We start from the raw sequence: 23,636 nt of genomic DNA on the forward strand, positions 1-23,636 counted from the left end.
GCCCATGAATGCCCGGGAATGCCACCGGTTCCGCATCATCGCTGCAATTCCGCCAATGCCCGCTCCAGCGGCCGGCGCACCGCGGCAAGCGCCAGGTGTCTCGCACGAAAGCTCGCCGCTCATGAAACCGGCGCCGCGCCGCCCTCTTCGATGCGCCGCGCGATAAATTCGTCGAGCACTCCCGCGGTGGCGGCAGCCGAAGCGGGCGGCTCGAAATCGGCGAGGATGCGTTTCCAGATACCGGTGGCGCGCTCGCTGGCGGTCTTTGATCCGCTTTGCGTCCAGTTACCGAAATTCGACCAGTCGGCCACCAGTGGCTCATAGAATGCGGTGCGGTAGCGCGCCATCGTGTGGCCGGCCGAGAAGAAATGCCCGCCAGGCTGCACTTCGGCGATGGCCTCGAAACCGATCGCATCGTCGTCGCCAGGAGTTGCCGCGCAAAGCTCGGCAATCGACTGCACCGCCTCGATGTCGGTGATCAGCTTCTCGAAGGAGACACTCAGGCCACCCTCCAGCCAGCCCGCGGCGTGGATGCAGACGGTGGCGCCGGCAAGCACCGAGCCCCAAAGGGCGAACTGCGACTCATGGGCTGCCTGCGCATCGGAAATGTTGGCGGCACTGCCGGCGCCCGAACGCCAGGGGAGGCCGATGAAGCGCGCCAATTGGCCGGCCCCCAGTGTCGCCTTGACGTGCTCGGGTGTGCCGAACGCCGGAGCGCCCGACTTCATGTCGACATTGGAGGAGAAGGAACCGTAAAGCACGGGTGCGCCCGGACGCACGATCTGCGCCAGCGCCAGACCGGCCAGCGCCTCGGCATGCTGCAGCGTCAGCGCGCCGGCGACCGTGATCGGCGCCATCGCGCCTGCCAGGCAGAACGGCGTGATGACCAGGACCTGCCCGGCGTCGGCGAAGTCGATGATGCCTTGCGCCATCGGAATGTCGAGCTGGCGCGGTGAATTGGTGTTGATGATGGTGTAGCAATGGGCGCCAGCACGGAATTCATCCTCCGACAGCCCGCGCGCCAGCCGGATCATCTCAAACCCATCCTCGACCTGCGGCGTGCCGCGCGCGAAGATGAAGGGGAACTTGTCGGACAGCGTCAGCTGCGCGCGGTTGACGGCATAGTGGCGTAAGTGATTGTCGACATCCTGCGGCTCGATGCAGGGGCAAAGCATGTGCAGTACGTCGAAATGCTGGATGAGCTTGGTCAATTCCTCGAAGGCGCCGAGCGTTCCCGGTCGGCGGCCGCGTTCGAGATCGGTGACGTTGGGCGCGCCAGCTCCGGCGAGGAACGTCATCGAACCGAGTTCGAGCAAAAGATCGCGGTTGCGGTCGCCCGCCAGCGCTGGAATTGATTTTGGCGCCGAGGCCAGTGCCGCGGCCACGATGTCGCGGCCGATGCGCACCATGTCGGTGTCCGGGTCCACAAGCGCACCGGCACGGGCGAAAATCTCCCGCGCCTGTGGCAAGAGCACCTTGATGCCGAGCTCCTCCAGAACGCGCAGCGCCGTGTCGTGGATGGAAGCCACCTGGTCATCCGAAAAGATCGGCTGCGGCAGGAACGGATTCTTCAGAGACCGGTAGTTGGGCCGGCGGCTGCTTTCGCTGCCGGCTTCGCCCGTGCGTCCACGCCGGCGCTCGCGCCTGCTGTCCCGTGCCGCGTCATCGATCATCGAAAAATCCTCCTCATTGCCGCATCGCCCTGCCTGCGGGATCGTAGGGCGACGCCACGATGACGCGAGCCGGCCGTTCGACGCCGACAATGTGCACCGAAAGCGCCGTACCCTCCTCGGCAAAATCGCCGTCGACCAACGCCAGCGCGACGCTCTTGCCGATCGTGTAGCCAAAGCCGCCCGAAGTGACGAAGCCGACACGCCGGCCGCCGCGCCACACCGGCTCGAAGCCGCTGGCATCGGCATCGGCCGCATCGACCTCCAGCGTCACGATCCGTTGCGAGGCGCGTGTCTGGCGTTCCCTCAGCGCCGCTTCGCGGCCGATGAAATCGCCCTTGTCGAAGGCGATGAACCGGTCGAGGCCGGTCTGGCCTGGCGTGTAGCCTTGCGTGAATTCGCGCGACCAGATGCCGAAGCTTTTCTCCAGTCGCAGCGCATTGAGCGCGTAGTAGCCGATCTCGGCCAGGCCGAGATCCTCGCCGGCGGCAAGCAGTATCTCACGCAGCTTGGCATGCATGCTCACGGGGCAGTTGATCTCGAAGCCGAGCTCGCCGGCGATAGAGAGGCGGGCAACCTGTGCCTGCACCATCCCGATGTCGAATGCGGCGCAGGCCATGAACGGCAGTGCCGCGCTGGAGACATCCTGATGCGTGGTGCATTCCAGGATTTTGCGCGCATTCGGCCCGGTCAGCAGGAAGCCGCTTGTCGCGTCGGAGATGTCGGTGACCGTGACGCCCTCTCCTGCCTGGCTCTCGAACCAGCGCATGTGGAATTCCCTGAGATAGTAGGAGCCCATCAGCCAATAGTCGCCGCCGCCCCAGTTGATCACGGTGAGGTCGCCCTTCAGCCGCCCGTCCGGCCCGAGCATTGGCGCCAGCCGCGCCTGTCCGGCTTTCGGCAGCTTGCAGGCAAGCAGCCGGTCGAGCCATGCCCTGGCGTTTGGTCCCGTCAGCGCGTAGCGCGCATAGGCCGAGATATCGACGAGACCGGCGGCCCGCCGGACCTGCAGCACCTCGTCACCGACGATGCCGAAAGCGTTGGAGCGCTTGAGCGTGGTGTTCTCGGCAAACCCCATCGGCGCGAAATAGGCCGGGATTTCCAGCCCCCACGACGCCGTCCATTCGCAGCCCGCGGCACTCATGCCGTCATAGGCGCCAGGGCGTTTCAAGGGCCGGCCCGCCGGCAGCCGCTCATTGGGAAAGGTCATGACGAAACGGCGGGCATAGAATTGCCGCGTCGTTTGTCTGAGATATTCACGGTTGGCGGCAAAGGCGCCGTAGCGGGCAATGTCCATGCCGAAAATGTCGGCCTGCGGCTCGCCATGGATCATCCACTCGGCCAGCGATTTGCCGACGCCACCGCCCTGGCTGAAACCGGCCATGACGCCGCAGGCGACCCAGTAGTTTTTCAGGCCGCGCACCGGTCCGACGATCGGATTGCCGTCGGGAGTAAAGGTGAATGCGCCGTTGACCCATTTGCGGATACCTGCTGTCGCCAGGCAAGGGAAGCGCTCATGCGCCTTGGCGAGTTCCGGGCTGATGCGGTCGATGTCCTCCGGGATCAACTCGATGCCGTAGTCCCATGGCGCGCCGTCCATGTTCCAGTGCTTCGGGTTCTGCTCGTAGACGCCGAGCAGCACGCCCTTGCGCTCCTGGCGCAGGTAGGAAAAGCCGTCGAGATCGACCGCTAGCCCGAGTTCCCGGTCGAGAGCGGCAACTTCCGGAATGTCTTCGGTGATGAAGTAGTGATGTTCCATCGGCGTCACCGGCAGGTTGACGCCTGCCATGTGGCCGAGCTGCTTTGCCCACAATCCGCCGGCGTTGACGACATGCTCGGCAATGATGGTGCCCTGCTCGGTGATGACATCCCAATGGCCGTCCGCGCGCGCTTTCAGCTCGATCACGCGGTTGCGCAGGATGATGTCGGCGCCACGCTTTTTCGCGGCGCCGGCATAGGCGTGCGTCGTGCCATAGGGGTCGAGATGACCCTCATTGGCATCGTAAAGACCACCGAGCACACCGGTGACGTCGACGATCGGACAGATTTCCTTGATCTCGTCGGGCGTCACCAGCCGGGCGGTTTCGATGCCGACCGACTGGAACACCGCCCAGGCCGATTTCAGCCATTCCCAGCGCTGCGGATCGCTGGCCATGTTCACGCCGCCTGTCATGTGCAGGCCGATATTCCGGCCGGATTCGGCCTCGATCTCGCGGTAGAGCTTGATAGTGTAGTCCTGCAGCGCCGCGACGTTGGGATCGGCGTTGAGCGCATGAAACCCGGCTGCCGCATGCCAGGTCGAGCCGGCCGTCAGTTCCGCGCGCTCGATCAGCGCCACGTCAGACCAGCCGAACCGCGTCAGATGGTAAAGCACCGAGGCGCCGACCACCCCGCCCCCGATGACGACTGCACGGTAGTGCGACTTCAAGGCTTCCCTCCCAATGCGTCAGAGACAGCACCATACATACGCTAGACATATGTGTCCAGTACCGCGCTTGCACGCTCGGGCGGACGCGTGGGGATGATCCATTCTTCCGCCCCACCGCGTGTTTTTCCCGACCTGTGAACGCGCTGGCCGGCGGGCATGCCGCAATGTCACGCAAGCATCATGTTCGCGCCGTAGACCGCTTTAGGGGGGCGGCGCGCGGCATCATCGATGTACCGCCTCTTTCAGCTTTTTTGCTCTTCGGCCGCTCCGGCACATCTGTCACAAAGAGGATCATCCATGAAACACCTGCACCGAACCGCCTCGCTCGGCGTCGCGCTGGCCTTGTTCACCGCCTTGTCGCCAGCGCTCGCCGACAGCACTGCGATCGGCCTCGTCAACAAGGGCCTGGTCGGCGTAGGCCGCATCCCGGCCGCTCAGCGCGACAAATTCGGCGAGACGTTCGGCTCGGGTTCCGGCATGGCGATCGACACATCGAGCTGGACGCATGATGCGGGCACCTACAAGGGTTCGCTCTGGCTGCTGCCGGATCGCGGCTATAATGTCGCCGGCACCACCGACTACCGGCCGCGCCTCAACACGATCGGCATCGAGTTCACGCCGGCAGCACCAGGCGCCGCTGGCCAGGAACAGACCGAAGTCAAGGCGACGCTTGCCGACACCATGCTTCTGACCGATGACAAGGGCGCCGACGCCACCGGCCTCGATCCGCTGTCGGATGTGCGCGCCGCCGCCGGCGACATGCCGATGCTGCCGGCCGCCACCAATGGCAAGCTCGCCCTCGACAACGAGGCGGTCGTGCGGCTATCCGACGGCTCGATGTTCATCTCCGACGAATATGGCCCCAACATCTACCACTTCTCGGCGCAAGGCCGCCTGTTGTCGGCGACCCAGCCGCCGGCGGCCCTGGTGCCGATGCGCAAGGGCGCGCCGAACTTCTCCTCTGACAATCCCGGCCCAGGTGCCGCCGAGCCCGACCCGAAGGATCCCGAGACCGGCCGCCAGAACAACCAGGGCCTGGAAGGCATGGCGATGACGCCGGACGGCAAGTTCCTGATCGCCGTGCTGCAGTCGGCGACGAGGCAGGATGGCGGCGATTCGGGTTCGACCCGGCAAAACACTAGGGCGCTGGTCTATGACGCCTCAGACCTGGCCCATCTCAAGCTGGCGCATGAATATGTCGTGCCGCTGCCGGTGTTCAAGGACGCCAAGGGCAAGACCAAGGTCGCCGCGCAAAGCGAGATCGTGGCGCTGTCGGACACGTCCTTCCTGATGCTGGCGCGCGACAGCGGCAACGGCCAGGGCGTCAAGGGCGACACCTCGCTTCTGCGCCAGATCTTCGTCGTCGACGTTTCGGCCGCGACCGACATCGCAGGCGGCCCTTTCGACGCCGCCGACAAGCCAGTCGCGCCCAAGGGCGTGCTCGATCCGTCGGTGACGCCGGCCAAGCTGACGCCTTTCATCGACATCAACGACAATGCTGAGCTCAATCGCTTCGGCCTGCACAATGGCGCGCCGAACGACCACAACAACCTCTCGGAGAAGTGGGAAGCGATGTCGCTGGCCAGCGTGCTCGATCCGAAGCTGCCCGACGACTACTTCCTGTTCGTCGCCAATGACAACGACTTCCTTGCCCAGGACGGTTTCCAGGTCGGCGCGCCCTACAAGGCCGACGACGGTGCCAATGTCGACACCATGTTCCTGGTCTATCAGGTCACGCTGCCCGGCCTCGCCAAGAAGTAACGACCGTCATCCAGGCGGGCGCGCTTGGCGCGTCCGCCTATCTCCCGTTTTACGCAGGCAGATCGTGAAGGCTACTTCAAGAACTCCGCGTCCTTCGGGACGCCGGCATCGATCGGCTCGGCTGTCCTGCTCGACACGGCCATGATCTTGCCGGCGGCCGACAGGTTCGGCCGCACGAAGACCTGCGCGGGACCGTTGACGCGGCTGTAGAGGTCGATGATGTCCTGGTTCATGAAGCGTACACAGCCCGACGAGGCGTTCTTGCCGATGGAATCCCACTCCGGCGTGCCGTGCAGCCGGTACATTGTGTCCTTGCCGTCGCGGAACAGATAGAGCGCGCGAGCGCCGAGCGGGCTCTGCGGGCCGGGCGGCATGCCGTCCTTGAATTTCGCCAGTTCCGGCCGGCGCTGGATCATTTCAGGCGGCGGCGTCCACACCGGCCACTTCTTCCGCGCCTGAACCACGGCGCTGCCGGTCCAGCCGAAACCGGCCTTGCCGAGGCTGACGCCGTAGCGGATGGCTTTGCCGCCGTCGCGCACCAGATAGAGGAAGTGCTCGGAGACATCGACGACGATGGTGCCGGGTTTTTCTCCCGTCGGGTCGGCCACGATCTGGCGCACGAACTTCGGATCGAGCTTGGCCACCGGGATCGCCGGCAATTGATAGCCCTCGTCGGTGCGCGCCGCGTACATGGTCACGGTATCGCCGAACGCCGTGTCGGGTGGCGCCGCGGCCACCGGCGGCGGCGTCACCACCTCCGCCGTTTTACACGCCGTAAGAGCCATCGAGGCCGCGCCCAACGCGGACGCACCGAGAAGCGCGCGCCGGCTCAGGCGCTCGGAAAACAGCGGACTATCGGACATGAACCCCCCGGCTATTCGCAAGATCTGATAGGAATGCGGGCCCCACGCCCCAGGGATCAATAGCCCATTCCGGGAGCTTTGAGAACATGGTTAGATCAAGGTGCGCCATGAGACCTCCGGCCAAGCTTTTGCCACTCCGCATCGACCTGCCTCGTTGAATCGGCAATGATGGTGGAACGGATCCAGATCACTTTGCCGAGTTGCCAGCCATGGACGAAAAAATGCCCGCGCGCCGGCGCACCGGCGACCTGACCAGCGGCCCGATCCCGCGCACGCTGCTGCTGTTTGCCTTGCCGGTACTGGGTTCCAACGTGCTGCAGTCGCTCAACGGGTCGATCAATGCCGTCTGGGTCGGCCGCTTTCTCGGTGAATCGGCGCTGACCGCCACCTCCAACGCCAACCTCGTCCTGTTCCTGATCCTGGGCACCGTGTTCGGCATCGGCATGGCGGCGACCATCCTGGTGGCGCAGTCGGTCGGCGCCCGGGACCTGCCCGAGGCGCGCCGCATCGTCGGCACCAGCGCCACCTTCTTCTTCCTGGTTTCGGTGGTTTTCGCCGTCTGCGGCTGGATCTGGGTCGATGCCATCCTCAACACGCTTGGCACACCGGCGGACGCCTTGCCGCTGGCGCGTTCCTATCTGCGCATCATCTTCGTCGCCGTGCCGATGATGAACCTTCTGTCCTTCGTCATGACCGTGCTGCGCGGTGCGGGCGATTCACGCACGCCCTTCATCTTCATGGCGCTGGCGGTCGTCCTCGACATCGTGCTCAACCCGCTGCTGATCCGCGGCATCGGCCCCTTCCCCGAACTTGGCATCGCCGGTTCCGCCACCGCGACGCTGATCGGCCAGACGGTGAGCGTCATCGCCATCCTTGTGATGCTCTACGCGCGCAAGCACCCGCTGCGGCTGGCCGGCGCCAATCTGGCTCTGCTGCGGCCCGACCCTGCCTTGCTGCGCATCGTCGTCTTCAAGGGCGTGCCGATGGGCCTGCAGATGATTGTCATTTCCGCGGCGGCCCTGACGGTGATGGGCATCGTCAATTCCTACGGCTCGCAGGTCGCCGCCGCCTACGGCATCGCCGCGCAGCTTTGGACCTACATCCAGATGCCGGCGCTGGCCATCGGTGCCGCGGTCTCCTCGATGGCGGCGCAGAATGTCGGGGCTGGCCGCTGGGACCGGATCGGCCGCGTCGCCGCCTCCGGCGTCGGCTTCAACCTCGTCCTGACCGGCGCCCTGGTCGCGCTGCTGTGGCTCTTCGACCGCCCGATCCTCGGCCTGTTCCTGAGCAGCGACAGCGCGGCGATCGAGATCGCCGCCCACATCAACACGGCCGCGTCCTGGTCGTTCATCCTGTTCGGCATCACCATCGTGCTGTTCGCCACCGTGCGCGCCACTGGCGCGGTGATGCCACCGCTGATCATCCTGGTGATTTCGGTGCTCATCGTGCGCACCGGCTTTGCCTATTTCATGCGCGGCGTGATCGGCGAGGAAGCGTTGTGGTGGAGTTTCCCGGCCGGCTCGATCACCTCGCTTGTGCTGGCCGCGGCCTATTACCGTTTCGGCGGCTGGCGCACACTGCACATGATCGAAAACAGGCCGGCCGCCGGTGAGCCGCCGGACACCGGGCTTGGCGTGCCACGCGGTCGCGCCAACATGGCGCCCGAGACACCGAACGGCTGAAGGTCCAACCGGCCGGCTCGCCGGCCCTTGGCTCAGCGCCTGCTTTGCAGGCCAAAGGCCAGCGCCACAAGCGCAAACGCTATGATCATTCCAGCGAATGCGACACTCGCGGCGATGGGATTGGCGTAGGTCGAGACGACGCCGATGCCGATGACGGGCAAGGCATTGCCGACAAAGCAACAGATGAAGAAGCTGGACACCACTTCCGCGCGCCGATCCTCAGGCGCGATCTCGTTCACCACCTGCAGGCCACCGCGATAGCCAAGCGCGCCCGCCACGCCGCAGCAGGCGGTGGCCATGATCATCAGCGCCATCGAGGCCAGCATCTGCGCCGCCACCATCAGCAGGACGGTTGGGACCATCAAGACGAGCGCGGCCACCATCGCCCTGCTGCTCTGCACGCGCATCAGCACCAGGATGCTTATCGCCGCGACGATGGCTAGTTCGAAGAATAGCCCGCCGGCAACAGCGTGGTTGGCCTCGTGGAGTTGCTGCGCCAGGATGCTTGGCGCCAATGCCGCATAGAAGCCGACCAACGCCATGGCGCCAAAGCCGGTCACCGCCGGCGCGACGAAGCGCGCGCGAATTTCCGCTGGTACGGAAAGCCGCGGCCGCATGGAAACGCGCCTGAGACTGCCTGGCTTGGCCACCGTTTCGCGGGTGCGCCAGACCAGGAACGTCACCACCGCAAGGGCGGCCAGGTAGACGATGAAGACCAGGCGCAACGGCCACGGCTCATATTGCGCCAACAGTCCCGAGACAAGCGCGCCAAATCCGAGGCCGAGGAAATTGGTGCTGGTGGCGATGACGCTGGCACGCGACTTGTTGGCAGCGGGCAAGAGCTCGGCAATCCACGCGGTTCCGGTCCCAGCGCCGATGCCTATGCCAAGCCCGCTCAGGATGCGCGCTATGTCGAGCGCGAGGACGTTTTCGGCGAACAGGAAAACAATCGCGCTGACGATGGCGACAACCATCGCCGCCAGCGCCGCGGGCCTGCGCCCGATAACATCCGACATCCCGCCGAACACCAGCAAGGCGCCAAGATTGCCCACGACATAGACCGCATAGATCAGCGTCAGCGTGATCTGCGAAAAGCCGAATTGCTGCTTGTAGACGATATAAAGCGGCGTCAGCGCCGTGCTGCCGGCAAACAGCACGGCGATCATGGCGGCGACAGTCGGGATTGCAAGGTGGTCGCTGCGAGCGTCTCCTTGTGAATGTGCAAAATCGCGCAAGGCCATGGCCAAATCTCGTCACCAGTTTCGGGGGATCGCCTTGTCAACGCGCTTTCATCTCCGACGTTCCGGCCGGCGGGCAGGCTCCTGACATTGTGGGCATTGTCCAAACCCGGATTGCAGTTCGCTCGCTTCGGAGCTTGTGGACAGCACGGGCATGAGCCGTAGCCTCCGGACATTTAGTTCCCTAGTCTGAGCCACCATCAAGGAGGCTCCATGGGCAAGGGCAGGGTCGAGGCATTCACCGACGGTGTGGTTGCCATCATCATCACCATCATGGTGCTTGAGCTGAAAGTGCCGCATGGCGAGGATGTTTCCGCCCTGTTGCCGTTGTGGCCGGTCTTCTTCAGCTACGTGCTGTCCTTCATCAATGTCGGCATCTACTGGAACAATCTGCACAACATGTTTCACACCGTGCAGCGCGTCGACGGCCGCGTGCTGTGGGCGAACCTCAATCTGCTGTTCTGGCTGTCACTTATGCCGGTGACGACAGCCTTCATGGGCGAGAACCATTTCGCGCCGGTGCCGGTCGCCGTCTATGGCGCCGATCTCGCTCTATGCGCGATCGCCTATAATATTCTGGCCGCCGCGCTGCATCGCCTGCACGGCAATGACACCGCTTTTGCCAAGGCACTGGGCAACGACCGCAAGGGCAAGCTCTCGCTGGCTGTCTACATCGCAGCTGTCGTGCTGACCTTCGTCAATCAGTGGATCGGCGTCGCGCTTTATGTGCTGGTCGCGATGATCTGGCTCGTGCCGGATACGCGCTTCGCGCGGGTGATCGAAAAGTAGCGCTTTTTGTCTGGCGCTCTACTTGCGCATCGCTTTCAGCTTTTCAGCGACCGACGCCGCAAGATCGGCATAGCGCTCCTCCAGCCTTTCGGCTGCCTTGATGATCGAGAAATCATGGCCGAATTTCTCCAGCGCCATGCGCAGCTTCTCGACGAACTCGGCCTGTTTTTCCAGCGCGGAAAACAGTGTCTTCACCTGCGCTTCGCTGATGTCGGGGTTGGCCAGCATCTGCGGCACCTCGCGCCCCATCTGGTCGCCGGTGGCGGTCTGCTCCTTCAAAATCGCAACCCAGTCCGTCAATCGAAAATCTCCATTTGTGGGGCAGCATGCGCAGTTGCAGCCCGACTGGTCAACCCGAAGTGACACTGACGAAGGCTTGCGCAAGCCCGTTCCGGCGCTAAGTTCGGCGCCATCGAGAAAAGGACGCTGTTGCTCATGATCACCGACGCCGAAATCCAGACCGCCCTGCCCGCGCTTGGCCCGGGCAACACCGCCGTCATCACCGGCGCCGCCAGCGGCATCGGTCTGGCGGCCGCCAGGCGGCTTGCGCTGATGGGCATGAAGATCGTGCTCGCCGATATTGGCGGCGCGCGCCTGGACGATGCCTCCCGCGCGGTCTCGGCCATTGCCGGCAACGATGCCGTGCTTGCCGTCGCCGCTGATGTTTCGAAGGCCGATGAGGTCGATCGTCTCGCCGACCGCGCATTTGGCGCCTTCGGCGAAGTCTCACTGCTGATGAACAATGCCGGCGTCGGCGACAATCCGGGAAAACCCTGGGAAAACCGCGATGGCTGGAAACGGCTGCTCGACATTAATTTCTGGGGTGTCGTCCATGGCGTCGAAGCCTTCGCGCCACGCATGCTGGCGTCGGCCAAGCCGGGCCTGATCATCAACACCGGTTCCAAGCAAGGCATCACCACGCCGCCCGGCAACCTCGCCTACAATGTCTCCAAGGCCGGCGTGAAGGCATTCACCGAAGGCCTGGCGCATGCGCTGCGCAACGAACCGGGCAATCGAATGTCGGCGCATCTGCTCATTCCCGGCTTCACTTATACCGGCCTCACCGAAGGGGCGACGGAAAAGCCGGCCGGCGCCTGGACCGGCGAACAGGTCATTGATTTCATGCTGGAATCCCTGGCCAGGGGCGACTTCTACATCCTGTGCCCGGACAATGACGTGGCGCGGCCGCTGGACGAGAAGCGCATGGCCTGGGCGATCGGCGACATCATCGAAAACCGTCCGGCCCTGTCGCGCTGGCACCCCGATCACAAGGATGCGTTCGCGGCCTTCATCAAAAGCTAAAGCGCGTCGTGCGGAAAACAGATCGCGCGACGCGCTTTAGCTGGTTCTTTTTATGCATGTCGTTCACCCCAAAACCGGGTCACTTTTGGGCGACATGCATTGATCGGCCGCCCTCAAGCCGCGTGCTTTTTCGGAGCTCGCTTTTGCGCCACGGCCTTCTTTGCGGCCATGGCGGCGATCTTTTCGTCATGCCGTAGAGCCGCCCGCTCGCACTTGTCACGGATTTCCTCGACCTCGGATTCCGTCAGGTGCTCGATGCCGATGAAATGGTTATGGCCCTTGCCGACCCGGATCAGTTCATCGAGCTTGGCCTGGATCGCGGCACTATCGCGGTTCTGGGTGTTCTGGATCAGGAACACCATCAGGAAGGTGATGATGGTCGTGCCGGTGTTGATCACCAGTTGCCAGGTGTCCGAGAAGCCGAAAAACGGCCCGCTCATCGCCCAAACGACGACAATCACACAGCAGCCGGCAAAGGTCAGCGGCAGACCCGTCATGTGGGCTACCCAGTTGGCGATCCTGGTGAAGAGCTTTTCCATCTTTCGAGAACCCTCAATAAACGCCGCGATAAGAAACAACCGGCGACCGTCTGGGGTTCCCGCCGGCAGCAAATACGTCAGGTGCAATTGGGTACACGCAAAGCGCGCATGCAACGAAAAACACACCTTATCGGTTTAGTTTCATGGTAACCGTGCAGGCAAAAGTGTCTGCTCCTTCCGCTTCACAGCGGTTTAACTCCAGCCCCTTCCGCTGCGCCACCCCCGCATGGCGGAAGGGGTTTCAGTCCGGAGAGCGCGGATGATGGCCTGCGCGGCGGTGACGGCCAGGGCCAAACCGTTGCCAGCGGAGGCCTAGACGGCGTCGTTTTCCCAACGATCAAGGAAGGTCTCGATCGGCATGGACTGGATGTCGGGAACCGCCCTGGCGAGTTTCTCGACCGGCCAGTCCCACCAGGCGAGCGCTTCGATCCGCGCCGCTGTGTCGGGAGCAAAGCGCGGCCGGAGCGGCTTTGCCGGCACGCCGGCGACGATCGTGTAGGGCGGCACGTCCTGCGTCACCACCGCATTGGCGCCGATGACCGCGCCATTGCCGATCGCGATGCCGGGCATGATCACCGCGCCGTGGCCAACCCAGACGTCATGGCCGATGGTCACGGCCTTCGCCTGCCGTCGCTCGCGGAATTCGGCATCGACGCCCAGCCAGCGGAAATACTCGTTCGGCCGATAGCTGACCTTGTGCTGGGTCAGCCGCTCGATCGGATGTTCCAATGCGTTGATGCGGCTGTTGGCGGCGATCGAGCAGAATTTGCCGATGGTTGTGTAGATGGCTTCCGAATGGCGCTCGAAATAGGAGAAGTCGCCGACGCTCACCTCGCGCAGCACCACGCGCTCGCCGATCGAGGCGTAGCGGCCGAGCTTGCACGCCTTCAGCTCCGCGGTCGGATGGATGCGCGGCTCGGGATCTTTCAGGACGAGGTTTTCGGTGCGGTCCATGCGGCGGCTTTACCTCCGAGCGATTGGTCCCGCAAGCGGGACCAATCGTCCGTCAGCTCAGTTCCGGGAAAGAGGCGACCCACCTATTTCGGCTTGCCCTTGCTCCACACCACGTTCTGGCCATAGAGCGGCACAGTGGTGACCGACATCTTGGCCGAGCCGTTCTGCACCTGGCGCGAATGCGAGAGATAGATCAGCGTCTCGTTGGTCTTGTCATAGATGCGGTTCACCACCTGCTTCTTCCAGATCAGGCTGAGGCCTTGCTTGAACACCTCCTCGCCGCCCTCGCTCGTGTCGATGTCGCCGATGGTGATCGGGCCGGTCTGGCGGCAGGAGATCGACGAATCGGAGGGATCCTCGAACCAGTTGCCCTTGTGCAGGCGGTCGATGATGCTGCGGTCGAAATAGGAGACATGGCAGGTCACGCCATCCACTTTCGGGTCCTTGATTGCTTCGACGATGATGTCATTGCCGACCCAGTCGACGCCGACCTTGCCGACTTCCTCGGCGACGGCGCTGCCGGCGCCAAGCACGACGCACGCGGCCAAGGCGCCGCCGATCAGTTTTCGCCCAATCCGTTCGCGTCCAACCAGTTCGAGCAAAGGAGCCTCCTGCGGTTCGAGTTGCCGGTATCAGGTGGGACGCGTCGTGCGGCTTTGCAAGCGGATGCGTCAACGCCACCGCGGTTGCGGCATCGCGGCACTTTGCCTGCGCAAGGCCAAACCGCTAAGACTGTCGCACCGGCGCGGCATTGAGCCGGCGCGATGATTTCTGCACACGGACTTTTGTGATGATGCGTTCTATCCTGGTCGGCATTCTCGTCCTGATGGCGGCCGGCATCGGCTGGCTGACCTTCGACTGGTATCGCGGCCATTATGGCGGCGAACCGTTCGGCGCGCCCTTCACCCTCGTCGACCAGAAAGGCGCGGCGATCACCGAAGCCGCCTTCCGGGGGCAGCCCAGCGTCGTCTTCTTCGGCTTCACCCACTGCCCCGAAGTTTGCCCGACCACCCTGTTCGAACTCTCCGGCTGGCTGAAGACGCTCGGCGATGACGGCAAGACCTTGCATGCCTATTTCGTCTCGGTCGACCCGGAGCGTGACACGCCGGCGGTGATGAACGCCTATGTCAGCAATTTCTCCGATCGTATCACCGGTATCACCGGCGACCCGGACAAGGTGCACGCCATGGCCAAGTCGTTCGGCATCTATTGGAAGAAGGTCGACACCGGCGACGGCGACTACACGATGGACCACACCGCCTCGGTGCTGCTGCTCAACTCCAAGGGCGACTTTGCCGGCACGATCGCCTATGGCGAAAGCGCCAGCGCCGCCGTGGAGAAGCTGAAGCGCCTCGCGGCCAAGGGTTGACAAGAATCCATATGACCCAGACGCGGCTGCATTTCACCACCGGCAAGATCGAGGCTGAGCGTATCTTCGCGGCGCTTGAGCTGGCCTTCGAGGATGAAGGCCTTCCGATCGCCGTGCTCGAGGTCGACGAGGACCAGGACATCCACGAGGTCTCGCTCTACGCCGATGGCGATGTCGATGCGGTCGAGGCGCGGGTCAAGGACATCCTCGCCGGCCTTGCTTTGTCAAAGCCGGTCGAGCGCGAAGTGCTGCCCGACATCGACTGGGTGGCGCGTTCGCTGGAGGGCCTGAAGCCAGTGCGCGCCGGCCGTTTCTTCGTTCACGGCGCGCATGACCGCAGAAAGCGCCACAGCGGCGAACTCGCCATCGAGATCGAGGCCGGCCTTGCGTTCGGCACCGGCCATCACGGCACCACGTCAGGCTGCCTGGAAATGCTGGAGAAAGTGGTGCGGCGCGAGCATCCGCGCAATGCGCTTGACCTCGGCACCGGCAGTGCCGTGCTGGCCATCGCCGTCGCCAAGCTGGCGCATATTCCGGTTCTCGCCACCGACATCGACCCGGTGGCGGTGAAGGTCGCCGCCGCCAATGCGCGGCTCAATCACGTCAAGGCGCTCGTCGAGACGGTCACCGCAGCGGGCTTCCACCATCCGATCTTCGGCAGACGCGCCCCTTTCGATCTGATCGTCGCCAACATATTGGCACGGCCGCTGATGCGGCTGGCGCCGCAAATGGCCGGGCACGTCGCGCTTGGCGGCTCGATCGTGCTGTCAGGCATTCTTGAGCGCCAGCGCGACGCTGTGATCTCGGCTTATGTCGGCCAGAATTTTCGCCACGTGCGAACGCTGCACCGCGAAGGCTGGGTGACGATCCACCTCAAGCACTGAGACCCGCAAGGCAATTGCCGATCCTCGACGGTGCCAGCACCTAGAACTTGATGCGCCGTGGCATGGATTTCGCCGGAAAGCTGATCGTGCCGCGACTGGACCAGTCCCATTTGGTTGTCAGCCAGCCAGCGCTGTAGCAGGTTGCGCCAGCCGGAAATCGATTCCGATCTCCGGACCCATAGGCTACGGTCACGCCGACATCAGGAGGCCCATCATGTTCCAGACCTTCGATTCCGCCGGCGACCCTTCGGTCGGCAAGCCGCGCGTGGCGCTGCTGCGCCAATGGCTGGCGGCCAATGGCATCGACGGTTTTATCGTCCCGCGCGCCGACGAACATCAGGGCGAATATGTCGCCGATCGTTCGGCGCGGCTGAAATGGCTGACCGGCTTCAGCGGCTCGGCCGGTGTCGCCATCGTGCTGCGCGACCGCGCGTTCATCTTCGTCGACGGGCGCTACACGCTGCAGGTGCGCAGCGAGGTCGATCTCGACATTTTTTCGGTAGAAAGCCTGGTCGACAACCCGCCCGCCGTCTGGCTCAAAGACAATATCGGCAAGGGCGCGCGGCTGGGCTTCGATCCATGGCTGCACACGATCAGCGAGGTCAAGGCGCTGCAGGCCTCGGCCGACAAGACCGGCGCCGTGCTGGTGCCACTCGACAAAAACCCGATCGACATCATTTGGAAGGACCAGCCCGCCGCACCGGTGACCCCGGTCGAGCTGCACCCGATCGGCTTTGCCGGCGAACTCGCCAAGGACAAGCTGGCGCGGCTGGCGACGGCGATCGGCAAGGACGGCGCCACCCATGCGGTGCTGACCGACCCGTCCTCCATCGCCTGGACCTTCAACATCCGAGGCGGCGACGTGCCGCATACGCCGCTGGCGCTCGGCTTTGCCATCCTCGCAGCGGATGGGTCGCACCAGCTGTTCATGGACAGCCGCAAATTCTCGCGCCAGGTCGCGGCCTATCTCACCCAGCTCGCCGATCCGCACGAGCCCGGCGAATTCGAAGCGGCGATCGCAGCGCTTGCCAAGGGCGGCGCGAAAATCGCGCTCGACCCGGTGCTGGCGGCCGACCGGCTGCGCATGCTGGTCGAGGACAATGGTGGCACGGTGGTTGCCGCGCCCGATCCTGCCCGCATCCCGCGCGCCACCAAGAACCAGGCCGAGATCAACGGCTCGCGCGCCGCGCACCGTCGTGACGGTGCGGCGGTGGCCAAGCTTCTGTGCTGGCTGGAGCGGCAAAAACCCGGCTCGCTCGATGAGATCGCGGTCGTCACCAGGCTGGAGGAGAGCCGCCGGCAGACCGGCGAGGAAACGCAAATGCCGCTGCGCGACGTGTCCTTCGACACCATTTCCGGCGCCGGCCCAAACGGCGCCATCATGCACTACCGCGTGTCGCGCGCCACCAGCCGCAAGCTGCACGCGGGCGAGTTGTTCCTGCTCGATTCCGGCGCGCAGTATCAGGACGGCACCACCGACATCACCCGCACCGTACCGATCGGCCAGCCGACCGAGGAAATGCGCGAACGCTTCACGCTGGTGCTGAAAGGCATGATCGGCATTTCCACGCTACGCTTCCCCGCCGGCACGCGCGGCTCGGAGATCGACGCCATCGCTCGCATGGCGCTGTGGAAGCATGGTTGCGATTTCGCCCACGGCACCGGCCATGGCGTCGGCTCATACCTCGCCGTGCATGAAGGTCCGCAGCGCATTGCCCGCACCGGCACCGAAAAGCTGCTCGAAGGCATGATGCTGTCCAACGAACCCGGCTATTACAAGGAAGGCGCCTACGGCATCCGCATCGAGAACCTCATCCTGGTGACGCCGGCCGAACAGACCGAAGGCGGCGACATCGCCATGCATGGCTTCGAGACGCTGACGCTGGCGCCGATCGACATCAGGCTGGTGCGATCAGACCTTTTGACACGCGAGGAGCTGCATTGGCTCGACACCTATCACGCCCGCGTTCTGGCCGAGATCGGACCGATGCTCGACGGCGAAACCCTGACCTGGCTGGAAAAAGCAACAGCGCCGCTGCCGCACGACGCCAAGATTTGAGATTAGCTTCTTTCTCCCCGTTTACGGGGAGAAATGCCCGGCAGGGCAATGAGGGGCGGGCGCCAACGCTCCGAAACGATCGCGCCGGCAAACCTACCCCACAAATTGCCTCGCAACTATCAACACCGCCGCCCCTGCCAAAAACATCGGCATCAGCCCGCCGCGCAGTGAAACCACTGATGTGACGACCAGCGCAGCCCATTCCGCTGGCCCCGCATTCAAAAGTTCCGGCGCCACCAGCGTCGTCAGCACCGCCGCCGGCACGGCGTTGAGGCCGGCCTCGACGCGCGGATGGATGTTCTCGAAGCGGGAGATGACCAGATGCCCGCCGACGCGCGTCAGATAGGTGGCGACCGCGCCGGCGATGATGATCCAGAACGTCGTGCTCATGGCCTTGTCTCCACGCCGCTATGGTGCGGTGGCAGGATGACGGCAAGCAGCACGCCGGCTATGGCGCCGATCGAGACATGCCAGGGCGAGCCGACCGTCTTGTAGGCGATGATCGCGGCGCACGCACTGGCGATAACCACCGGCAGCCATAACGGCCGCTTGCGGAAGCCCATCACCAGGCCGAGGAAGTAGATCGGCAACAGGAAATCGATGCCCAGCGCATGTGTGTCGGGGATCAGCTTGCCGAACACCGCGCCGAGCCCGCTTTCGATCACCCAGAACACATAGACCGGCAGGCCAAGCCCCAGATACCAGGCGAAGCCGACCGTCTGGCCGGACGCCGCCCGCGCCTCGGCCACGGCGAACTGCGGATCGGTGAGGATGAAATAGCCGAGCGCCTGCTGAATGACAGGCCAGTGCGCGATGCGCCGGCCGATGCCGGCGGAATAGAGCACATGGCGGAAGTTGACGGCGAAGATCGACAGCACGATCAGCCACGGCGCGACATGCTGGCCGAACAGCTGGATGCCGACCATCTGGCTGGCGCCGCCATAGACCAGCGCGCTCATCAGAAAGGCTTCGAGGACCGAGAAGCCATTGTCGACGGCAAGCGCTCCGAACAGCACCGCGAACGGCGCCGACGCCACCACGACAGGCATCGAGAGCCGCACGCCTTGCCAGAAGTCGCTTCTACCGCCGCTCTCGGAAATCACGTCCGTCGCCATCGATCGCTCCAGGGTCGAAACCGTCGATGTAGGTAGTGCAACCCGCCTTGTCACACGAATTCGCTTGAGCCAAACGATCAGCGGAAATGATCATCGCCGCGCTCTATCTGGAACTTAGCCCTTCGCGATTCTGCCCTCGATCGCCCTGCCCCAGTCGAGCAGCGGCTTGGCGCGCAAGGTGAAATCGACGAGTTCCTCGACCAGTTCCGGCCCATGGATGCCGGCCGGATCGATGACGTGGCGGACAGCAAAATGCCGGTTGCGGATGGCGGCCTCGAGATCCTTGTCCGTGACATGTTCGAATCCGCGAGGCGTGCGTTTCATGGCGTCTTCGGCGCTAAGCTCGAGGCCGTTCTTCTCCAACGCCTTCACCATGGCGCGAAACCTGTCCGGCCACGTCTCGATGGCGCGCCGCATCGCCAGCAGCAGCGCCGCCTCCGGCTGCCACCAGGCGATACCGGCAAAGCAGCCCTCAAGCCCGATATGGATGTAGAACACGCCCTGCACGGCCTTGCTGCCGTCGGGAGACAGGATCGCCGAGACATGCCGGTTGTACGGCCGTTTGTCCTTGGCGAAGCGCACGTCACGATTGATGCGGAACAGCGACTTCTTGCGGTCACCGCGCAAACCGAGCCCCGCTTCTGCAAAACGCTGTGTCAGCGTGTCGACGAGATCACCAAGGGGATCGCGCAGTTCCTGTTCGAACAGGTCGCGGTTCTCCAAAAACCACTCCCGGCTCTGGTGGAAATCCAGCGCCTTCAGGAACGGAATGGCCTTTGGGCCGAAGCCTTCGAACGCCGTCACGCCTTGCCGACCCGCTGCAGCCAGGTGTCCTCGTCGATGACTTCGACGCCGAGTTCACTGGCAAGCTTGAGCTTGGAGCCGGCGCCAGGTCCGGCGACCAAAAGGTCGGTCTTGGCCGAAACCGAGCCCGCAACCTTGGCGCCGAGACGCTCGGCCATCGCCTTGGCTTCCGAGCGTGTCATCTTCTCCAGCGTGCCGGTGAAGACGATGGTCTTGCCGGCGACCTCGCTGTCGGCCGAGACAGTGACGATATAGGGCTTGGGCTTGACCTGTTCGAGCAGCTTGTCGAGCACGTCGTCATTGCGCTCATTGCCGAAGAAATCGCGCAGCGCATCGATCACCGTGTCGCCAATGCCGTTGACCGACGGGAAGACGGTGTGCGGATCCTCCGCCGCCGCCGTTTCCTTGCCGACGCGGATCAGTTCCTCGATGGTGGAAAAGGTCTTGGCGAGCACGGCCGCCGTCGTCTCGCCGATATGGCGGATGCCAAGCGCGAAGATGAAGCGGTCGAGTTCCGGTTCGCGGCGCGAATCGATCGCCGCGAACAGCTTGTCGAGGCCTTCATAATTGCGGTCCTCGACACTGCGCACATTCTTGCGCGTCTTGCCGGATGCCGCCTCGCGCTGCCTGGCCTGCTCCTCGCGCCGCTCGGCCAGCGCCTTGGTGACGGCGGGGCGGCGGTCCCTGAGCGTAAAAATATCGGCGGCCGTCTTGATCAGCCCGGCATTGAAGAAGGTGTCGATGTTTTCGGCACCCAGGCCCTCTATGTCGAGCGCCCCGCGCGAGACGAAATGGCGCAATCTTTCCACGGCTTGCGCGGCGCAGATCAGCTCGCCGGTGCAGCGCCGGCGGGAGTCCTCCTTGCCGGTCTTCTCGTTGATCTCGCGCGTCGCCGGCGAGCCGCAAACCGGACAGGTATGCGGGAATTCATAAGGCACGGCACCGGTCGGACGCTTGTCAATGACGACGCTGACGATCTGCGGAATGACGTCGCCCGCCCGCTGGATCACCACCGTGTCGCCGATACGCACGTCGATGCCGTCGCGGATCGGCAGGCCGTTGCTGTCGAAACCCTTGATGTAGTCCTCATTGTGCAGCGTGACGTTCTCGACCACGACGCCGCCGACGGTGACGGGCGCAAGCCTTGCGACCGGCGCCAGCGTGCCGGTGCGGCCGACCTGGATGTCGATCTTCTGCACGGTCGTCATTGCCTGTTCGGCCGGGAATTTGTGGGCAACCGCCCAGCGCGGCTCACCGGTGACGAACCCCCAGCGGCGCTGCAGTTCCAACTGGTCGACCTTGTAGACGACCCCGTCAATGTCATAGCCGAGCGAGGAGCGCTGCTCCTCGATCAGATGGTAATGCGCGACCAGTTCCTCGACCGACTTGGCCCGCACCATCAAAGGGCTGATCCTGAACCCCCAATCGGCGAATTTTTGCACTGATTCGTACTGGGTCGGCGCTGGATCCGCGGTCGTGAAGCCCCAGGCATAGGCGAAGAATTTGAGATTGCGGCTGGCGGTGACGGAGGCATCCTTCTGGCGCAGCGAGCCGGCGGCCGTGTTGCGCGGATTGACGTAATCCTGGCCGCCGGCCGCCGCCGAGCGCGCCTTCAGCGCCTCGAATTCGGCATAGGTCATGTAGACCTCGCCGCGTATCTCGATGACATCAGGCCAGCCCGAGCCTTTCAGCCTGGCGGGAATATCGGCGATGGTCCTGAGATTGGCGGTGATGTCCTCGCCCACCGCACCATCGCCGCGCGTCGCGCCCTGCATGAACACGCCGTTCTCGTAGCGCAGCGACGCCGACAGCCCGTCGATCTTCGGCTCGGCGGTGAAAGCAATATCGAGGTCCTTGTCGCGGTCGAAGAAGCGCCGGCCGCGCTCGATGAAATCGGTGACATCCTCGTCGGTATAGGCCTTGGCGAGGCTGAGCATCGGCACGGCATGGCGCACCTTGGTGAAGCCCTCCGCCGGTGCGGCACCCACCCTGAGCGAGGGCGAATCCTCGCGCACCAGTCCGGGAAAACGCTCCTCAATGGCAAGGTTGCGCCGCCGCAACGCATCATATTCGGCGTCCGTGATCGTGGGCGCGTCCTCGGCATGGTAGCGCCGGTCGTGCCCGGCGATCTCCTCGGCCAGCCGCTGGAGTTCGGCTTCAGCCTCGCTTTCGCTGAGCGAATCGACAGGTTTCTCGCCCATGCTTTTCTCCCCCGAACGGTGGCGCGTCACCATAGAGCATGATCGCGAAAAGTGGGAACCGGTTTTCGGAAAAGATCATTCCTGAACAGCAGGATGGAGCCATATCCTGACTCGCTGCCATATGCTGCCCGATCAATGACACCGGATGGTCTTATGCGGCGTTTGTATTCTCGCGCAGCAGCCGTTCGGCGGCGGCGCGCGCTTCGTCGGTGATGGTCGCGCCAGCCAGCATGCGGGCGATCTCTTCCTGCCGCGCGGTCCTGTCCATCTCGGCAATGCCGGTCGCCACGCGGTCGGTGCTGCCCGATTTTGAGATCAGGAAATGCGTTGCCGCGCGCGCCGCGACCTGCGGCGCATGGGTGACCGACAGCACCTGCACGCGCTTCGACAGCCGCGCCAGCCTTTGCCCGATGGCGTCCGCCACTGCGCCGCCCACGCCGGTGTCGATTTCGTCGAAAACCAGCGTCGGCGCCGAACCACGGTCGGCCAGTGCCACTTTCAGCGCCAAAAGGAAGCGCGACAGCTCGCCGCCGGACGCCACCTTCATCATCGGCCCTGGCCGCGTGCCGGGATTGGTGCGCACCCAGAACTCGATCTGGTCGATGCCCTCTTCCATGCGGGTCTCGGCCTCACTCTTCATCTCGACGATGAAGGCGGCGCGTTCGAGTTTCAGCGCCGGCAATTCGGCCATCACAGCCTTGGTCAGGCCGACGGCCGCCGCGTGGCGAAGCGAGGAAAGCTGTGCGGCGGCGATGTCATAAGCCTCACGCGCCGCGGTGGCCTGCTTTTCCAGCCCATGCAGGCGTTCCTCGCCGGCGTCGAGGTCCGCGAGATCGGCAACCATCGTGTCGCGCAGTTGCGCCAGATCGTCGACGGCCACACTGTGCTTGCGAGAAGCCGCGCGCAGCGAAAACAGCCGTTCCTCCGCCTTCTCCAACCGCTGCGGGTCATACTCTGTGGCGCGAAGGGCCGCCTCGACGCCGGATTGCGCCGCGTCGAGCGACAGCATGGCTTCGTCCAGCGACTTTACCACATCCTCGAGCAGGCCGGGGGCCTCCGTCACCTTGCGCTGCAGCCGTCTCAGCAAACTGGCGAGCTGCGGCAAGGGCGAGGACGGGCCGGACAGCACATCTTGCGCATCATGGATTTCGGAAGCGATCTTTTCGGCGCGCATCATATGAGCGCGCAATTCGGCAAGTTCCGTTTCCTCGCCGGGCTGAGGATCGAGCTTGGTCAGCTCCGCCACCGCGGCGCGCAGATAGTCGGCCTCGCGCGCCGCAGCCGCAACCTTGGCGCGGTGGCGTGTTAGCTCCTGCTCGCCGGCGCGCCAGTGGCGCCAGGCCTCGCCGGTCGAGCGAACCGCGCCGAGATGGCCGCCGAAAGCGTCGAGCACGTCGCGGTGGGCGCCTGGGTCGACCAAGGCGCGCTCGTCATGCTGGCCGTGGATCTCGACCAGAGCGCGCCCGACATCGCGCATCAGGGTCACGCTGGATGGCTGGTCGTTGACGAACACGCGGGTGCGGCCGTCCGCCGTCTGCACGCGGCGCAGGATGATGTCGCCATCATCCTCGATGGCGTTTTCGACAAGCAGCGCGCGCACCGGATGGTTGCGCGGCACATCGAACACGGCAATGACCTGGCCCTGTGCCGCGCCATGGCGCACCAGCGAGGCGTCGCCGCGCGCACCGAGCGCCAGCGACAGGGCATCGAGCAGGATGGATTTGCCGGCGCCGGTTTCGCCCGTCAGCACGGAAAGGCCCGGCTGGAAGTCGATATCCAGCTTCTCGATCAGGACGATATCGCGGATCGACAGTCTGGAAAGCATCAGAACCCGGACCTCAGGCAATTCCAGGAAAAGTGAGGAGCGTTTTTCCCATCGGAATTGCGTAGAACAAAAAGCTAGAGCAATTCCAGGAAAAGTGTGAACGGCTTTCCCACAGGAATTGCGTCAACAACGAGATAGGACGGCTCAGAGCTT

Annotated in this window: 20 protein-coding genes; 7 read left to right on the forward strand and 13 right to left on the reverse strand. The window is 64.3% G+C overall.

The genetic code is table 11. The features are described 5' to 3' along the window. Positions 1-119: 119 nt before the first annotated feature. On the reverse strand, positions 120-1,673 hold the full coding sequence (locus tag ACWGS8_RS08795) for a trimethylamine methyltransferase family protein (protein WP_454580550.1): 1,554 nt from the start codon (positions 1,671-1,673) through the stop codon (positions 120-122). 13 nt (positions 1,674-1,686) lie between these two features. After that, positions 1,687-4,098, reverse strand: coding sequence for a GcvT family protein (locus ACWGS8_RS08800; protein ID WP_454580551.1), 2,412 nt, complete (start codon positions 4,096-4,098; stop codon positions 1,687-1,689). Positions 4,099-4,395: 297 nt separating this feature from the next. On the opposite strand from ACWGS8_RS08800, the gene ACWGS8_RS08805 reads away from it, so the two are divergent. Continuing rightward, positions 4,396-5,859 (forward strand): esterase-like activity of phytase family protein, encoded by a 1,464-nt coding sequence (locus tag ACWGS8_RS08805; protein WP_454580552.1) that lies wholly within the window; start codon positions 4,396-4,398, stop codon positions 5,857-5,859. Between the two features lie 71 nt (positions 5,860-5,930). On the opposite strand, the gene ACWGS8_RS08810 is transcribed toward ACWGS8_RS08805, so the two are convergent. Further along, complete coding sequence (locus tag ACWGS8_RS08810) at positions 5,931-6,722, reverse strand: L,D-transpeptidase (RefSeq protein WP_454580553.1); 792 nt, start codon at positions 6,720-6,722, stop codon at positions 5,931-5,933. Positions 6,723-6,931: 209 nt separating this feature from the next. Between ACWGS8_RS08810 and ACWGS8_RS08815 the strand changes: the two genes are divergently transcribed. Then, positions 6,932-8,404: an MATE family efflux transporter gene (locus ACWGS8_RS08815; protein WP_454580554.1), complete on the forward strand. Its 1,473-nt coding sequence runs from the start codon at positions 6,932-6,934 to the stop codon at positions 8,402-8,404. Between the two features lie 32 nt (positions 8,405-8,436). Here ACWGS8_RS08815 and ACWGS8_RS08820 read toward each other — a convergent pair whose 3' ends face one another. Beyond that, a complete protein-coding gene (locus ACWGS8_RS08820; protein WP_454580555.1) occupies positions 8,437-9,645 on the reverse strand; it encodes an MFS transporter in 1,209 nt (402 codons plus the stop codon). Positions 9,646-9,855: 210 nt separating this feature from the next. Between ACWGS8_RS08820 and ACWGS8_RS08825 the strand changes: the two genes are divergently transcribed. Then, positions 9,856-10,431, forward strand: coding sequence for a TMEM175 family protein (locus ACWGS8_RS08825; protein WP_454580556.1), 576 nt, complete (start codon positions 9,856-9,858; stop codon positions 10,429-10,431). An 18-nt stretch (positions 10,432-10,449) separates the two neighbouring features. Here ACWGS8_RS08825 and ACWGS8_RS08830 read toward each other — a convergent pair whose 3' ends face one another. After that, positions 10,450-10,731 (reverse strand): hypothetical protein, encoded by a 282-nt coding sequence (locus ACWGS8_RS08830; RefSeq protein WP_023668298.1) that lies wholly within the window; start codon positions 10,729-10,731, stop codon positions 10,450-10,452. Between the two features lie 135 nt (positions 10,732-10,866). Here ACWGS8_RS08830 and ACWGS8_RS08835 point away from each other — a divergent pair, with 135 nt between their 5' ends. Continuing rightward, complete coding sequence (locus tag ACWGS8_RS08835) at positions 10,867-11,733, forward strand: SDR family NAD(P)-dependent oxidoreductase (protein WP_454580557.1); 867 nt, start codon at positions 10,867-10,869, stop codon at positions 11,731-11,733. A gap of 113 nt (positions 11,734-11,846) precedes the next feature. Here the strand turns inward: ACWGS8_RS08835 and ACWGS8_RS08840 are convergent, their stop codons facing one another. The 3 genes from ACWGS8_RS08840 to ACWGS8_RS08850 form a co-directional block, all read right to left on the reverse strand. Beyond that, on the reverse strand, positions 11,847-12,272 hold the full coding sequence (locus ACWGS8_RS08840) for a low affinity iron permease family protein (protein WP_454581252.1): 426 nt from the start codon (positions 12,270-12,272) through the stop codon (positions 11,847-11,849). 312 nt (positions 12,273-12,584) lie between these two features. Beyond that, positions 12,585-13,226 (reverse strand): transferase hexapeptide repeat family protein, encoded by a 642-nt coding sequence (locus ACWGS8_RS08845; RefSeq protein WP_454580558.1) that lies wholly within the window; start codon positions 13,224-13,226, stop codon positions 12,585-12,587. Between the two features lie 83 nt (positions 13,227-13,309). Next, positions 13,310-13,828, reverse strand: a complete 519-nt coding sequence (locus ACWGS8_RS08850; protein WP_454580559.1) for a CreA family protein — start codon at positions 13,826-13,828, stop codon at positions 13,310-13,312. 188 nt (positions 13,829-14,016) lie between these two features. Between ACWGS8_RS08850 and ACWGS8_RS08855 the strand changes: the two genes are divergently transcribed. The 3 genes from ACWGS8_RS08855 (at position 14,017) to ACWGS8_RS08865 (ending at position 17,538) form a co-directional block, all read left to right on the forward strand. After that, positions 14,017-14,595 carry an SCO family protein gene (locus ACWGS8_RS08855; protein WP_454580560.1) on the forward strand — a complete coding sequence of 193 codons (579 nt, stop codon included), beginning with the start codon at positions 14,017-14,019 and terminating at the stop codon, positions 14,593-14,595. Positions 14,596-14,606: 11 nt separating this feature from the next. After that, complete coding sequence (locus ACWGS8_RS08860) at positions 14,607-15,479, forward strand: 50S ribosomal protein L11 methyltransferase (RefSeq protein ID WP_454580561.1); 873 nt, start codon at positions 14,607-14,609, stop codon at positions 15,477-15,479. 214 nt (positions 15,480-15,693) lie between these two features. Further along, positions 15,694-17,538, forward strand: coding sequence for an aminopeptidase P family protein (locus ACWGS8_RS08865; protein WP_454580562.1), 1,845 nt, complete (start codon positions 15,694-15,696; stop codon positions 17,536-17,538). 93 nt (positions 17,539-17,631) lie between these two features. Here the strand turns inward: ACWGS8_RS08865 and ACWGS8_RS08870 are convergent, their stop codons facing one another. The 5 genes from ACWGS8_RS08870 to recN all read right to left on the reverse strand — a co-directional run bounded on the left by ACWGS8_RS08870 (position 17,632) and on the right by recN (position 23,483). Continuing rightward, positions 17,632-17,928: an AzlD family protein gene (locus tag ACWGS8_RS08870; protein ID WP_454580563.1), complete on the reverse strand. Its 297-nt coding sequence runs from the start codon at positions 17,926-17,928 to the stop codon at positions 17,632-17,634. After that, positions 17,925-18,653 carry an AzlC family ABC transporter permease gene (locus ACWGS8_RS08875; protein WP_454580564.1) on the reverse strand — a complete coding sequence of 243 codons (729 nt, stop codon included), beginning with the start codon at positions 18,651-18,653 and terminating at the stop codon, positions 17,925-17,927. The genes ACWGS8_RS08870 and ACWGS8_RS08875 overlap by 4 nt, the downstream gene beginning before the upstream one ends. Before the next feature lie 114 nt (positions 18,654-18,767). Next, positions 18,768-19,457, reverse strand: coding sequence for a DUF2461 domain-containing protein (locus ACWGS8_RS08880; protein ID WP_454580565.1), 690 nt, complete (start codon positions 19,455-19,457; stop codon positions 18,768-18,770). Beyond that, positions 19,454-21,658 (reverse strand): NAD-dependent DNA ligase LigA, encoded by a 2,205-nt coding sequence (gene ligA, locus ACWGS8_RS08885; RefSeq protein WP_454580566.1) that lies wholly within the window; start codon positions 21,656-21,658, stop codon positions 19,454-19,456. Before ligA ends, ACWGS8_RS08880 begins: the two co-directional genes overlap by 4 nt. A gap of 151 nt (positions 21,659-21,809) precedes the next feature. After that, positions 21,810-23,483 (reverse strand): DNA repair protein RecN, encoded by a 1,674-nt coding sequence (gene recN / locus ACWGS8_RS08890; RefSeq protein ID WP_454580567.1) that lies wholly within the window; start codon positions 23,481-23,483, stop codon positions 21,810-21,812. Between the last annotated feature and the right edge of the window lie 153 nt (positions 23,484-23,636).

Source organism: Mesorhizobium sp. 43Arga (assembly GCF_053714255.1).

Bases quoted from the DNA above. Each gene is read 5' to 3' on its own strand.
- ACWGS8_RS08855 (WP_454580560.1), top strand. From the start codon at position 14,017: ATGATGCGTTCTATCCTGGTCGGCATTCTCGTCCTGATGGCGGCCGGC.
- ACWGS8_RS08825 (WP_454580556.1), top strand. From the start codon at position 9,856: ATGGGCAAGGGCAGGGTCGAGGCATTCACCGACGGTGTGGTTGCCATC.
- ACWGS8_RS08865 (WP_454580562.1), top strand. From the start codon at position 15,694: ATGTTCCAGACCTTCGATTCCGCCGGCGACCCTTCGGTCGGCAAGCCG.
- ACWGS8_RS08815 (WP_454580554.1), top strand. From the start codon at position 6,932: ATGGACGAAAAAATGCCCGCGCGCCGGCGCACCGGCGACCTGACCAGC.
- recN (WP_454580567.1), bottom strand. From the start codon at position 23,483: ATGCTTTCCAGACTGTCGATCCGCGATATCGTCCTGATCGAGAAGCTG.
- ACWGS8_RS08810 (WP_454580553.1), bottom strand. From the start codon at position 6,722: ATGTCCGATAGTCCGCTGTTTTCCGAGCGCCTGAGCCGGCGCGCGCTT.
- ACWGS8_RS08840 (WP_454581252.1), bottom strand. From the start codon at position 12,272: ATGGAAAAGCTCTTCACCAGGATCGCCAACTGGGTAGCCCACATGACG.
- ACWGS8_RS08870 (WP_454580563.1), bottom strand. From the start codon at position 17,928: ATGAGCACGACGTTCTGGATCATCATCGCCGGCGCGGTCGCCACCTAT.
- ACWGS8_RS08805 (WP_454580552.1), top strand. From the start codon at position 4,396: ATGAAACACCTGCACCGAACCGCCTCGCTCGGCGTCGCGCTGGCCTTG.
- ligA (WP_454580566.1), bottom strand. From the start codon at position 21,658: ATGGGCGAGAAACCTGTCGATTCGCTCAGCGAAAGCGAGGCTGAAGCC.
- ACWGS8_RS08860 (WP_454580561.1), top strand. From the start codon at position 14,607: ATGACCCAGACGCGGCTGCATTTCACCACCGGCAAGATCGAGGCTGAG.
- ACWGS8_RS08875 (WP_454580564.1), bottom strand. From the start codon at position 18,653: ATGGCGACGGACGTGATTTCCGAGAGCGGCGGTAGAAGCGACTTCTGG.
- ACWGS8_RS08845 (WP_454580558.1), bottom strand. From the start codon at position 13,226: ATGGACCGCACCGAAAACCTCGTCCTGAAAGATCCCGAGCCGCGCATC.
- ACWGS8_RS08820 (WP_454580555.1), bottom strand. From the start codon at position 9,645: ATGGCCTTGCGCGATTTTGCACATTCACAAGGAGACGCTCGCAGCGAC.
- ACWGS8_RS08795 (WP_454580550.1), bottom strand. From the start codon at position 1,673: ATGATCGATGACGCGGCACGGGACAGCAGGCGCGAGCGCCGGCGTGGA.
- ACWGS8_RS08835 (WP_454580557.1), top strand. From the start codon at position 10,867: ATGATCACCGACGCCGAAATCCAGACCGCCCTGCCCGCGCTTGGCCCG.